12 protein-coding genes are annotated in these 13,109 nt (G+C 61.6%); 10 read left to right on the top strand and 2 right to left on the bottom strand.

The window, feature by feature from the left end:
* The first annotated feature begins 50 nt into the window (after positions 1 to 50).
* From lpxD to lpxB, 5 genes are read left to right on the top strand one after another with little or no spacing between them, the layout of a single operon-like run.
* Positions 51 to 1,115, top strand: coding sequence for a UDP-3-O-(3-hydroxymyristoyl)glucosamine N-acyltransferase (lpxD, locus tag ACS4RR_RS15355; RefSeq protein WP_162118773.1), 1,065 nt, complete (start codon positions 51 to 53; stop codon positions 1,113 to 1,115).
* Complete coding sequence (gene fabZ / locus ACS4RR_RS15350; RefSeq protein ID WP_017964149.1) at positions 1,108 to 1,575, top strand: 3-hydroxyacyl-ACP dehydratase FabZ; 468 nt, start codon at positions 1,108 to 1,110, stop codon at positions 1,573 to 1,575. The genes lpxD and fabZ overlap by 8 nt, the downstream gene beginning before the upstream one ends.
* Entirely contained in the window at positions 1,572 to 2,390 is an 819-nt protein-coding gene (lpxA, locus tag ACS4RR_RS15345) for an acyl-ACP--UDP-N-acetylglucosamine O-acyltransferase (RefSeq protein ID WP_064250064.1), read from the top strand. The genes fabZ and lpxA overlap by 4 nt, the downstream gene beginning before the upstream one ends.
* 3 nt (positions 2,391 to 2,393) lie before the next feature.
* A complete protein-coding gene (locus ACS4RR_RS15340) occupies positions 2,394 to 3,275 on the top strand; it encodes an LpxI family protein (protein ID WP_170258305.1) in 882 nt (293 codons plus the stop codon).
* Positions 3,272 to 4,450 carry a lipid-A-disaccharide synthase gene (gene lpxB, locus ACS4RR_RS15335; protein WP_260110773.1) on the top strand — a complete coding sequence of 393 codons (1,179 nt, stop codon included), beginning with the start codon at positions 3,272 to 3,274 and terminating at the stop codon, positions 4,448 to 4,450. The genes ACS4RR_RS15340 and lpxB overlap by 4 nt, the downstream gene beginning before the upstream one ends.
* A 31-nt stretch (positions 4,451 to 4,481) precedes the next feature.
* Here the strand turns inward: lpxB and gltA are convergent, their stop codons facing one another.
* Positions 4,482 to 5,771, bottom strand: a complete 1,290-nt coding sequence (gltA, locus tag ACS4RR_RS15330) for a citrate synthase (RefSeq protein WP_017964153.1) — start codon at positions 5,769 to 5,771, stop codon at positions 4,482 to 4,484.
* A 290-nt stretch (positions 5,772 to 6,061) separates the two neighbouring features.
* Here gltA and ACS4RR_RS15325 point away from each other — a divergent pair, with 290 nt between their 5' ends.
* Positions 6,062 to 8,494 carry a ComEC/Rec2 family competence protein gene (locus tag ACS4RR_RS15325; RefSeq protein WP_260110774.1) on the top strand — a complete coding sequence of 811 codons (2,433 nt, stop codon included), beginning with the start codon at positions 6,062 to 6,064 and terminating at the stop codon, positions 8,492 to 8,494.
* Here ACS4RR_RS15325 and lexA read toward each other — a convergent pair.
* Positions 8,475 to 9,194, bottom strand: a complete 720-nt coding sequence (gene lexA, locus ACS4RR_RS15320; protein ID WP_017964154.1) for a transcriptional repressor LexA — start codon at positions 9,192 to 9,194, stop codon at positions 8,475 to 8,477. The genes ACS4RR_RS15325 and lexA overlap by 20 nt on opposite strands.
* Before the next feature lie 197 nt (positions 9,195 to 9,391).
* On the opposite strand from lexA, the gene ACS4RR_RS15315 reads away from it, so the two are divergent.
* The 4 genes from ACS4RR_RS15315 (at position 9,392) to ACS4RR_RS15300 (ending at position 13,055) form a co-directional block, all read left to right on the top strand.
* Positions 9,392 to 10,288: a VOC family protein gene (locus ACS4RR_RS15315; RefSeq protein ID WP_026154134.1), complete on the top strand. Its 897-nt coding sequence runs from the start codon at positions 9,392 to 9,394 to the stop codon at positions 10,286 to 10,288.
* Positions 10,285 to 11,130: a 3-deoxy-8-phosphooctulonate synthase gene (kdsA, locus tag ACS4RR_RS15310; protein WP_017964156.1), complete on the top strand. Its 846-nt coding sequence runs from the start codon at positions 10,285 to 10,287 to the stop codon at positions 11,128 to 11,130. Before ACS4RR_RS15315 ends, kdsA begins: the two co-directional genes overlap by 4 nt.
* A 141-nt stretch (positions 11,131 to 11,271) precedes the next feature.
* Complete coding sequence (eno, locus tag ACS4RR_RS15305; protein ID WP_456188989.1) at positions 11,272 to 12,546, top strand: phosphopyruvate hydratase; 1,275 nt, start codon at positions 11,272 to 11,274, stop codon at positions 12,544 to 12,546.
* 188 nt (positions 12,547 to 12,734) lie between these two features.
* A complete protein-coding gene (locus ACS4RR_RS15300) occupies positions 12,735 to 13,055 on the top strand; it encodes an FtsB family cell division protein (protein ID WP_017964158.1) in 321 nt (106 codons plus the stop codon).
* Positions 13,056 to 13,109: the final 54 nt, after the last annotated feature.

Genomic DNA, 13,109 nt, shown 5'->3' with positions numbered 1-13,109 from the left:
TATCGGCAGTCCGGAACTGTAAGACTCAATTCCGTTCTGGAGCATTGCCGATGGAGCAAAACGTTTTTTTTCTGCCCCATGAAGGTCTGAGGCTCGCTGAGCTGGCAGAGTTTCTTGGGGCGGAGCTTGTCAATTCCGACCATGCCGATGTTATCGTCAGGTCCGTTGCCCCCATCAGCCGGGCACGGGCAGGCGATATCTGTTATATCCTGTCGCGCCGCAGCCGCGATGAACTGGCGACATGCGAAGCCTCGGCGGTGATCTGCGACAAGGCGCTCGCCGATCTCGTCCCCCAACATCTCCCTGTCATGCTGTCGTCCAATCCGCATGCGGCCTTCGCGATGGCAGGCGGCCTGTTCTATCCCACGGCATTGCGCCCGGTCGCCTTTTCCGGTGAAAGCGAGATCGCGCCAAGCGCGGTGATCAATCCGAGCGCCAAGCTTGAAAAGGGCGTGATCGTCGAGCCGATGGCCGTCATCGGGGCGCATGCCGAGATCGGCGAAGGGACGCGTATCGGCGCGCACAGTGTGATCGGCCCGAATGTCAAGATTGGCCGGGATTGTTCGATTGCGGCCGGCGCGAGCATTCTCTGCGCTCTGCTCGGCAACGGCGTCATTATCCACAACGGCGTCCGCATCGGCCAGGATGGTTTCGGTTATGCGCCGGGTCCGCGCGGCATGATCAAGATCGTCCAGATCGGCCGGGTGATCATCCAGGATAATGTCGAGATCGGCGCCAACACCACGATCGACCGTGGCGCCATGGACGATACGGTGATCGGTGAAGGCACCAAGATCGACAACCAGGTACAGATCGGCCACAACGTTCAGATCGGCCGCCATTGCGCCATCGTCGCGCAGGTCGGCATTGCCGGCAGCGCGAAGATCGGCAATGGCGTGCAGATCGGCGGCCAGGTCGGCATCAAGGGGCATGTGACGATCGGCGACGGCGTGCAGATCGCCGCCCAAAGCGGTATCATGACCGATCTTGCCGCCGGCGGACAATATGGTGGTACACCTGCGCGTCCGCTGAATGACTATCTGAGAGATGTTGCACAACTGATGTCCAAGACCAGGGTGCGCGGAAAGAAACCTGGAGGCGAGAAAAATGACTGAGGAAGCCACGACAACGCTTTCTTCGGCTGACATCATCGAGATCATGAAGCTGCTGCCGCATCGTTACCCGTTTCTCATGGTCGACAAGATCATCGAGATCGACGGCGATAACACGGCGATCGGCATCAAGAACGTCACAGTGAATGAACCGCATTTCACCGGCCATTTTCCGGAATCTCCAATCATGCCCGGCGTGCTCTTGATCGAGGGCATGGCTCAGACCGCGGGTGCGATCTGTGCCAAGAAGGATGGCCAGCCGGGCAACCTCGTCTATTTCATGACCATCGAGAATGCGCGCTTCCGCAAGCCCGTCGTGCCCGGCGATCGTGTTGAATTCCATGTCAGGAAGCAGAAGCAGCGTGGTAATATCTGGAAATTCCATTGTGATGCCAAGGTCGACGGCGCGCTTGTTGCCGAGGCCGATATCGGCGCGATGATCGTTCGTAAGGATCAGGCATGAGCACTATCGCCGAAAGCGCCCGCATTCATCCGATGGCTGTCGTTGAAGACGGCGCGACCATCGGTGAGGGCGTCAAGATCGGTCCCTTCTGCCATGTCGGCTCGCACGTCATCCTGCATGCGAACGTCGAGCTTTTGTCGCATGCGGTCGTGACCGGCCGCACCGTGATCGGCAAGGGCACGCGCATCTTTCCGATGGCGGTCGTCGGCGGCGATCCGCAGAGCGTGCATCATGGCGGCGAGGAGACGACGCTGACGGTGGGCGCCAACTGCACGATCCGCGAAGGCGTGACGATGAACACCGGCACGGCCGATTTTGGTGGCCAGACAATCGTCGGCGACAATAACCTCTTCCTTGCCAATTCGCATGTCGCGCACGACTGCCGGGTCGGCAATCATGTGATCATGTCGAACAACGTCATGCTCGCCGGCCATGTCGTCATCGAGGATCGCGTCATCCTGGGCGGCGGTTCGGCCGTTCACCAGTTCACCCGCGTAGGCCGTCAGGCCTTCGTCGGCGGGCTCTCGGCAGTGAGTTACGACGTCATTCCCTATGGCATGCTGAACGGCAATCCCGGGCTGCTGAGCGGCCTCAACGTCGTCGGCATGACGCGCGCCGGCGTCGACCGCGCCGTCATTCACAGGGTACGTCGCGCCTACAAGTCGATCTTCGAAGGAACGGGCTCCGTTCGTGAAAACGCCGCCGCCATCCGCGAAGAATATGCCGATTGCGAGCCGGTGGTCCACATCCTCGACTTCATTGCCGCCGACAGCGACCGTGCCTTGTCCTCGCCGACCCGGGGGCAGAAGGGTTAGTCCGTGGCTTTATCAGGCGACACCGCTGCGGGCCGGCTGGCGATCATCGCCGGCGGCGGCCTTCTGCCTTCCTATGTCGCCGAAGCCGCGCGCGCGGCGGGCGAAAATCCCGTCATCGTCGCGCTGAAGGATGAAAGCGACCGGCGTTGGGAAGCGTATGACCATGCCGTCATCGGCATCGGCGATTTTGCAGCTCTCGAGGGCCTCTTGAACCGCTACGGCATCGGCCGTGTGGTCATGTCCGGCAGCGTGCGGCGCCGGCCGGAATGGCGCGAGGTGCGCCCGACGCTGCGCACTCTGATGAAGATGCCGGCCGTGATCCGCACCTTGTTGTCAGGCGGCGACGATAAGGTGCTGCAGATGGTGATCCGGCTGATCGAGGGAAACGGCAGGCGTGTCGTCGGTGCCCATGAGATCGCCCCCGACCTTCTTGCCGCCGTCGGCCCGCTCGGCACGGCGATACCGGGCGAAGAAGACCGGCGCGATATCAACCGTGCAGCGGAAGCCGCCGAAATGCTCGGCCGGCTCGATGTCGGCCAAGGCGCCGTCGCCATCGGCGGGCGTATCGTCGCGCTGGAGGGTCTTGAGGGCACGGACGAGATGTTGGAGCGCGTCGCCGGTCTCAGAGCCGCCGGGCGCATCTCGCCGCGCCGCCGCGGCGCGCTTGTCAAGCTCTGCAAGCCGCAACAGGACATCCGTGCCGACCTGCCGGCGATCGGCGTTTCCACGGTCTTGAACGCGAAGCAAGCCGGCCTTGCCGGCGTGGCCGTCGAGGCCGGCCGCGCGCTGGTGCTCGATCGCGCCGCCGTCATCAAGGCCGCCGATGAGGCCGGGCTTTTCGTCTGCGGCATCGATCGCGGCCTGCCGGCATGGGGGCTCGAATGAACGGGGCGCCACTGAAGATCGCCGTCATTGCCGGCGAGGTGTCGGGCGACCTGCTCGGCGCCGATCTGGTTGCGGCTCTGAAGCGGATCCATGCCGGACCGATCGAACTCGTCGGCGTTGGCGGCGAGGGGCTTCAGGCCCAAGGTTTGAAATCGCTGTTCGATTTTTCCGAGCTGTCGATCATGGGCATCACCCAGGTGCTGAGCCGGCTGCCAAGGCTCTATACGCTGATCCGGAAGACAACGGCTGCCGTCGTCGCCGCAAGGCCGGACATACTTCTCATTATCGATAGCCCAGACTTCACCCACCGAGTCGCTAAGCGTGTCCGGACCGCACTGCCTGATCTGCCTGTCGTCAATTATGTCTGTCCGAGCGTCTGGGCCTGGAAGGAATATCGCGCCACGCGCATGCTGCCCTATGTCGATCATGTGCTCGCCGTCCTGCCCTTCGAGCCGGCGACGATGCGTGCGCTCGGCGGGCCTGAGACCACCTATGTCGGCCATCGCCTGATCGCTGATCCGGCGCTGCTCGAAGCGCGGCGGCTGCGCGCCGGGAGGGCATCCGTCGGGGAAGCGGGCAAGACCATCCTGATGCTTCCGGGGTCAAGATCCTCCGAAATCGCCAAACTCCTGCCGTTCTTCGAGGATGCGGCCAATGAACTCGTCGCCCGCAACGGCCCGATGCGATTCCTGCTGCCGACCGTGCCGCACAACGAAGCGCTGGTGAAGGGTCTGGTTGCCGGTTGGGCTACACCGCCGGAGGTGGCGGTCGGGCCGGCGCAGAAATGGAAGGCCTTTGCCGAAGCGGATGCGGCGATGGCAGCCTCCGGCACGGTGATCCTCGAACTCGCCCTTGCCGGCGTGCCGACGGTGTCCGTCTACAAGACGGATTGGATCATCCGCCTGCTCGCTCCGCGCATCAAGGTGTGGACGGGCGCATTGCCCAATATCATCGCCGATTATGCCGTCGTGCCGGAATATCTGAACGAGATCGTCCGCGGCGCCAGCCTGGCGCGCTGGATGGAGCGGCTGTCGGCCGACACGTTCCAACTGAAGGCGATGAACGAGGGTTATGATCTCGTCTGGCAACGCATGCAGACCGAAAAGCCGCCCGGCGAGCACGCTGCCGAGATCCTTCTCGACGTCTTGAAAAAGAAAAAACCCGGTCGTTTCTGACCGGGTTTTCTTTTGGGTTCCTTTGAAGCGATCAGCGCTTTGAAACCGGGATGTAATCGCGCTTCGGTTCGCCGACATAGAGCTGGCGCGGACGGCCGATGCGCTGTTCCGGATCCTCGATCATCTCGTTCCACTGCGCAATCCAGCCGACGGTGCGGGCGAGCGCGAAGAGCACGGTGAACATGGTCGTGGGGAAGCCCAGCGCCTTCAGCGTGATTCCGGAATAGAAGTCGATGTTCGGATAGAGCTTCTTCTCGATGAAATATTCGTCGGTGAGCGCGATGCGCTCCAACTCCATGGCCACTTCGAGCAATGGATCGTCCTTGATGCCGAGTTCGCCGAGCACTTCATGCGTCGTTTTCTGCATGATCTTGGCGCGCGGATCATAGTTCTTGTAGACACGGTGACCGAAGCCCATCAGGCGGAACGGATCGTTCTTGTCCTTGGCGCGAGCGACATATTCCGGAATGTGGTCGACCGTGCCGATTTCCGTCAGCATGTTGAGGGCTGCTTCGTTGGCGCCGCCGTGGGCGGGGCCCCAGAGGCAGGCGATGCCGGCGGCGATGCAGGCGAACGGGTTGGCGCCCGACGAACCGGCGAGACGGACGGTCGAGGTCGAGGCGTTTTGCTCGTGATCGGCATGCAGGATGAAGATGCGGTCCATGGCGCGGGCAAGCACCGGATTGACCACATATTCCTCGCAAGGCACGGCAAAGCACATGCGCAGGAAGTTCGAGGCATAGTCGAGGTCGTTCTTCGGATAAACGAAGGGCTGGCCGATATGGTACTTGTAGGCCATGGCGGCAAGCGTCGGCATCTTGGCGATCATGCGCAGGCTGGCGACCATGCGCTGGTGCGGATCGGTGATGTCGGTGGAGTCGTGATAGAAGGCCGACAGCGCGCCGACGCAGCCGCACATGACGGCCATCGGATGCGCATCGCGGCGGAAGCCGGTGAAGAAGCGGCTCATCTGCTCGTGCACCATGGTGTGGTGCGTGACGCGATAATCGAAATCCTTCTTCTGCACGGTGGTCGGCAGTTCGCCGTAAAGCAGCAGGTAGCAGACCTCGAGGAAGTCGCCATGCTCGGCGAGCTGCTCGATCGGATAGCCGCGGTGCAACAGGACACCTTCGTCGCCGTCGATGTAAGTGATTTTCGATTCACAGGATGCCGTCGAGGTGAAACCCGGATCGTAGGTGAAGGAAGCCGTATTCTTGTAGAGGGCACCGATATCGATGACGCTCGGGCCGATCGTGCCGCTTTTGACAGCAAGGTCGACAGACTTGTCACCGATTTTTATTGTAGCGCTTTGATCCGTCATGCTGATCCTCCGAAATGGCGGTGGCGCCATAAAAGCGCCATAGGGGTTAAGCGTCCTCACCGATAGCTATATGATCGCGAAGCTAATGCCAAGTTACCGTGACGGCATTTTGTGCATTGCGGTATCACCTTTTAGGCACTGCAGCGATGAGCCGCACGCATATCGGAAGCCGATGATTCAACTCGTCTTTTGGCGCTTGCGATTTTCCCTCGTATTTCAATCGATTATGCTTGCCGGATTTGATCGGAGGTTGCATTCTGGCCGCCTTCGCAGCTGGGCTTGGGCGGCACATGCAGGAGTTGACCACAGTCGAATTGCGGCCGGAAGCAGGCGAAGGCCTCGCCGACTCCGCCGGTTTTTCTCCACCTGTCATGGTGACGCGCCCGACAAGAACGCAGTCGACGAGCCCCTTGCGGCACCGGCTGCCGGCAGCAGCCTCGCAATCGCTGCGTATCGGCATGCGGATGCTGAGCGAAGAGGCGGACCACGGCCGTCTGCTGCTTGTCTCGCCTGTCTTCCTCGGTGCCGGGTCAGCCTTCTGGTTTCTCGCGGCATCGGACTTTCCGCTCGTTGCATCGCTGCTCTGCCTGTTGCTGCTGATCGTCGCCGTTCTCATCGCCAGCCGCAGCCGGGCGGCATTGCGGGCAACGCTGCTGGCGCTTGCACTTGTGGCCTGCGGCATGGCCTCCGCGCAGCTCGAGAGCTGGCGGGCTTCGACCGTGATCCTCGATTCCGCCGTCACGACGACGGTGACCGGCCGTGTGGAACGGCGCGAAGGCGACGGTCGCGGCCGGTGGCGCTACATTCTTGCCGTCACCGGTACGGAGGCGCCGGAAGTGAAGCGGTCGCCCGAACGCATAACTGCGATCACCCGCGGCGCAGACGCGCCCATCGAGATCGGTGATATCATAACCGGCAGGGCGCGGCTGACGCCGCCGGCAGGTCCAGCACTTCCTGAGCTCAACGACTTCTCCTTCGGTGCCTATTTCGATGGAATCGGCGCGAACGGCTTCTTCTACGGCGCGCCGTCGAAGGTCGACTGGCAGGCAGGTCCGCAGGCGGCAAGATCGACGTGGGAAGCTCTGCTCGAAGGGCTCTACCGGCTGCGCAGCGGCATTGGCGACCGCATAAGGTCGATCTTGCCTGGCGACACCGGCGCTTTCGCCGCTGCTCTGGTGACGGACGAGCGGCGCGCCATCTCGAATGAGACGACGGAAGCGCTGCGCCAGTCCGGCCTGGCTCATATCGTCGCCATCTCCGGCCTCAACATGGCGCTGTCGGCCGGTATCTTCTTCGTTGGGTTCCGGATGTTGCTCAGCCTCTTTCCCGGCGTCGCTGAGGCCTATCCGACGAAGAAGATCGCTGCCGCCGGCGCGCTCATCGCCGTGACCGCCTATTTCCTGATCTCGGGCTTTGGGGTCTCTGCCGAACGCGCCTTCATCATGATGGCCATCATGTTGATTGCCGTCTTCTTCGACCGGCCGTCGATCAGCCTGCGCAATGTCGCGCTCTCCGCGCTCGTCATCATCGCCATTTCGCCGTCCGAGGTCTTGGGTCCGAGCTTCCAGATGTCCTTTGCCGCGACATTGGCGCTGGTCTCGGGCTATCAGCTGTGGAAGGACCGGCGCGTCCGCGAAAACGCCTTCCTCAAGCTGCCGATCATCAGGCCGGTCGTTACGGTTGCGGGTTTCTTCGGCGGCGTCTTCCTGACGTCGCTGATCGGCGGCTTTTCAACCGCGCTGTTTTCGATCGAGCATTTTCATCGCCTGACCGCCTATGGCCTGCCGGCAAACCTCGCGACGATGCCGATCATCTCCTTTATCGTCATGCCGGCCGGGCTGCTGGCGATGCTGCTCATGCCTTTCGGTCTGGATGTTTGGGCCTGGAAGGTCGTCGGATTCGGCCTCGATCTGGTGATCGCGGTCGCAAAGACGGTATCCGGCTGGGGCGGCAATATCGACGTTGGCCGTTTGCCCGGCTGGTATTTCGCGGTCGCCGTGGCAGGCTTTCTTCTGCTGACGCTGCTCCGGACGCGACTGCGCCATTCCGGCACATCGATCATCGCAGTCTCGACGCTCATCCTGTTCCTTCTACCGGTTCCCCGGCCGCCGGATCTGGTGATTTCGGAGGATGGCAATCTCGTCGCGGTCGTCGAGGCGGCAGCAATGGCGTCCAACCGTGAACGACCGCCGGATTTCATCTTCGACCAATGGCAGAGAGCGCTGGTCCTGCCGACGCATGATCCGCCGAAGATGCTGGATGGTCCTGCTATCCCGCCGGAGGGAGAAGACCGCCGCGTCAGGCTTTCCCGCGATCAGCAGACCGAAGCGAGGACCGCGATGCGTGCAGCCGCAGCGGCCGGTGAAGCAAACCGCTTTTCCTGCGTCAAAAAGGCCTGGTGCACATCAAGGCTTGGCAATGGCCAGGTCGTGGCCGTCATCGACAATGCCGCCTATCTCGGCCCCGCATGCGACGCCGCCGATATCGTCGTGACGTCGGTCCGCCTGCGCTTCAACAGCTGCCGCTCAGGTGCGACGCTCTTCACCGGTGAAACGCTGCGCAGGACCGGTTCCGTCGAGTTGCGCTTCACGAACGCCGGCCTGGAGGTGGCAACCGCATTCGATGCATTGTCGCGGCCATGGATGCGCCATCGCGCCTATGACTGGCGCAGCAATAGTTTTACCGAGCCCGGTCTAGCCAAGGTCAGTGATAGCGGCGAATAAGACCGACGAGCTTGCCCTGAACCTTGACACGGTCCGGCCCGAAAATCCGGGTCTCGTAAGCCGGGTTGGCGGCTTCGAGCGCAATCGAGGCGCCCTTGCGGCGGAAGCGTTTGAGTGTCGCTTCCTCGTCGTCGACGAGAGCAACGACGATGTCGCCAGGACTTGCGGTGCTGCCGTTGCGGATGATCACGGTGTCGCCGTCAAAGATGCCGGCGTCGATCATCGAATCGCCCTTGACCTCCAGCGCATAATGTTCACCGGAACCGAGCATGTCGGCCGGAACGACGATGTCGTGGGTGTTGTTCTGGATCGCCGAGATCGGAACACCGGCGGCGATGCGGCCCATGACCGGCACGGAGACCGAGTTGCCGTTGTCGGCGACGGGTTTTGCAGGGGCAGGAGCGGCGACCGGCTGTGGCTTGCCGAGGCTGCCCTCGATGACGCTCGGCGAAAAGCCACGCCGCGGCTGGATGCTGGGGCTGTAGGCCTCCGGAAGCTTGATGACCTCGATCGCGCGGGCCCGGTTCGGTAGGCGGCGAATGAAGCCACGTTCCTCGAGCGCTGTAATCAAGCGATGAATCCCGGACTTCGAAGCGAGGTCCAGGGCATCCTTCATTTCGTCGAAAGATGGCGGAACGCCGGATTCCTTCATGCGCTCATGAATGAAAAGGAGAAGCTCCTGTTGTTTGCGCGTGAGCATCGACGTTGTGACCTCGTGATTGAAACAAATCCAGAACAGACACTATATGTTCCATATGTGTTCCGCAAGTAGCTAAATTTCCGTAAAACTTGGCACCAACTCGTCGAGATTCTTATTTTCATTCGCCGGATTGGACACATGTCTTGCATTGAGGGTGGCGCTGTCGCACATCTCTTGCCGATTTGAGGAGGGATATGATGAACACGCATTCCACCAAACCGTACCCGCTGGATCATGTCGTGCTGCCGGTCGTCGACATCGATCTGGCGCGCGAAAGGCTCGGCAAGCTCGGCTTCACCGTTGCCGCCGATGCGCGCCATCCCTTCGGAACGGAGAATGCCTGCGTCTTCTTTGCCGACAAGACCTATCTGGAGCCGCTCGGGATCGCGAGCGTCGAGGAGAGCGAGGCATCGGCGCGACGAGGCAATGTCTTCACCGCTCGCAACCGGGCTTTCCGCTTCCGTTGCGGCGCGGAGGGGCTTTCGGCGGTGGCCTTCGGCAGCAAGGATGCCGGCATCGATCATCAGGATTTCGTCGGCAACGGGTCGAGCGCCGGGGAGATGCTGCAGTTCAACCGGCCGATGACGATGCCGGACGGCTCCGAGACGATTGCCGGCTTCAAGCTGGCTTTTGCCGGCGACCTGCGCGCGCCTGATCTCTTGCTCTTCACCGTCGAGCGTATCAATCCGCTGCCGGCCGACCGCGCCGCGCTGGAGACGCATGCCAATGGCGTGACCGGCATAACGGAGATCGCGCTTTGCGCGCCGGAACCGGCCGCATTCGCTGCCTTCGTCGGCCTTGCAGCGGCGCAATCGGCAGTCGAGAAAACCGGTTTCGGCGTCAATGTCGCGGCGTCAAATGCGAAAATCGGTCTGATGACGCCGGAAGGGCTGGAGGCCTATTTCGACATCGCCGGCTCATCCGCAGATCGCGGCCTGCGCGGCCGGGCAATCCTCTTTGCTGTTGCCGATCTTGCCGTGACAGAAGCGCATTTGGCTGCTAACGGGGTGACATACACGCGCAAGAACAATCGCATTCTGGTGAAGCCCGCGCCCGGGCAGGGCACGCTCTTCGCCTTCGAGGAAACACGATGAGCACTGATACGAATTCCGACGTCAGGGTCGGCGAAGGCCAAGGCCAGGTCACCTTTTCCAATACCGGCCGCCTGTCGCTAATTGCCGGTCCCTGCCAGATGGAGAGCCGCGACCACGCCTTCATGGTCGCCGGCACGCTGAAGGAGCTTTGCGGAAGGCTCGGCATCGGCCTCGTCTACAAGAGTTCCTTCGACAAGGCGAACCGGACCTCGCTCTCGGCCGAACGCGGTATCGGGATCGAAAAGGGCATGGAGGTCTTTGCCGACCTCAAGAAGGAATTCGGCTTTCCCGTCCTGACCGACGTTCATACCGCCGAACAATGCGCCGAGGTGGCAAAGATCGTCGACGTCCTGCAGATCCCGGCCTTCCTTTGCCGCCAGACCGACCTTCTTATTGCCGCGGCCAAGACCGGCCGCGTCGTCAACGTCAAGAAGGGCCAGTTCCTCGCTCCCTGGGATATGAAGAACGTTCTGAAGAAGCTCAATGCCAGTGGCAATCCGAACGTGCTGCTGTGCGAGCGCGGCGCCTCTTTCGGTTACAACACGCTGGTTTCCGACATGCGTTCGCTGCCGATCATGGCGGCGATGGGCGCCCCCGTTATCTTCGATGCGACCCATTCCGTGGCGCAGCCGGGCGGGCAGGGCGAATCCTCCGGCGGTCAGCGGGAATTCGTGGAAACGCTGGCGCGCGCAGCGGTGGCTACCGGTATCGCCGGCGTGTTCGTCGAAACCCACCAGGACCCCGACAATGCACCTTCCGACGGCCCCAACATGGTCTATCTCAAGGACATGCCGCGGCTGCTTGAAAAGCTACTCGCCTTCGATGCGGTCGCCAAGGCTTGACGTTCAACAGCCTGACATGATCGTGCTATAGGCGAGATCCGAACACGGTCCGAAGGCTGGAAATTGCAGCATTGTAATTTGCACGCCTTCGACTAAGACAGGTTTCGAACCGACTTATCACCCACCGAGCAGGAAGAACCCATGACTGCAATCACCGATATCATCGCCCGCGAGATTCTCGATAGCCGTGGCAACCCCACCGTCGAAGTCGATGTCTATCTCGAAGATGGCAGCATGGGCCGCGCGGCCGTTCCCTCGGGTGCCTCGACGGGCGCGCATGAGGCGGTCGAACTGCGCGACGGCGGCAAGCGCTACTTGGGCAAGGGCGTCGAAAAGGCGGTCGAAGCCGCCAACACCGAGATCTTCGACGCGATCGGCGGCATCGACGCCGAAAACCAGATCCAGATCGACAACATCATGATCGAGCTGGACGGCACGCCGAACAAGTCGCGCCTCGGCGCCAACGCCATCCTCGGCGTGTCGCTCGCCGTCGCCAAGGCTGCCGCCCAGGCGTCCGGCCTGCCGCTCTACCGCTACGTCGGCGGTGCTTCCGCCAGCCTGCTGCCGGTGCCGATGATGAACATCATCAACGGCGGCGCCCACGCGGACAACCCGATCGATTTCCAGGAGTTCATGATCCTGCCGGTCGGCGCCGATTCGATCGCCGAAGCCGTGCGCATGGGTTCGGAAGTCTTCCATACGCTGCGCAAGGAACTTGCTAGCCAGGGCCACAACACCAATGTCGGCGACGAAGGCGGTTTCGCACCGGGTCTGAAGAGCGCGCCGGAAGCCCTCGACTTCATCATGAAGTCGATCGAGAAAGCCGGCTACAAGCCGGGCGACGACATGTGCCTCGGCCTAGACTGCGCCTCGACCGAATTCTTCAAGGATGGCAAATACGTTCTCGAGGGTGAAGGCCGCACGCTGGAATCGGGCGCCATGGCCGAATATCTGGCCGAGCTCGCCGGCAAGTATCCGATCATCTCGATCGAGGACGGCATGGCCGAAGACGATTGGGACGGCTGGAAGACGCTGACCGACCTGGCTGGCAAAAAGACCCAGCTCGTCGGCGACGATCTCTTCGTCACCAACTCCGCCCGTCTTCGCGACGGCATCCGCATGGGTGTTGCCAACTCGATCCTCGTCAAGGTCAACCAGATCGGCACGCTGACGGAGACGCTCGATGCCGTCAACACGGCGCACAAGGCGGCCTATACCGCCGTCATGTCGCACCGCTCCGGCGAAACCGAAGATCCGACCATCGCCGATCTCGCGGTCGCCACCAACTGCGGTCAGATCAAGACCGGCTCGCTGTCGCGCTCCGACCGTCTTGCCAAGTACAACCAGCTGATCCGCATCGAAGAGGGCCTCGGCCCGCAGGCCCAGTATGCCGGCCGCTCGATCATTCGCGGCTGATCGGATCTGATTTCCAATGGCTTGACCCGCGCCTTCCCGTGAACTGACCCCCGAAGGTTGGATGTCCAACTTTCGGGGGTCAGTTCACCGGCGCGGGTTTTTTATTGCCCGATTTTTTGAGTCAACGAACGGTTAATCTCTGCGCGCTAGATTGAACGAATTGGTAATGCGTTCAAGAGCATGCGTGTATGTGGACAAAGCATCATAAGAAGAGAAAGATCGGTCGCTTCGTCATTCCGGCCATGACGGTCGCCTTCCTTTCCTATTTCGGTTATCATTGCATCCATGGCGATTACGGCCTGCGCGCGACGGAGACGTTCGAGCATCAGCGTGTTGCGCGTGAAAAAGAGCTTGCAGTCTTGAAGGCGAAGCGCGAACATCTGGAAAATCAGGTCGCGCTGCTGAGTGACGGTTCGCTCGACAAGGATATGCTGGACGAAAAAGCGCGTTATCAGCTCAACATGTCGCGTGCGGACGAGATCGTCGTCTTCAACCATTATTCCAATTAACCGAAAACAGGTTAATTGGAATTTTCATACTTTTTCCAGTAGCTTAGCACCGAA

This window comes from Rhizobium zaerense (assembly GCF_051810725.1).
Lineage (GTDB): Bacteria > Pseudomonadota > Alphaproteobacteria > Rhizobiales > Rhizobiaceae > Rhizobium > Rhizobium leguminosarum_I.
Note: the sequence above shows the minus strand (reverse complement) of the source record. Positions and strands in the feature narration are given on the sequence as shown.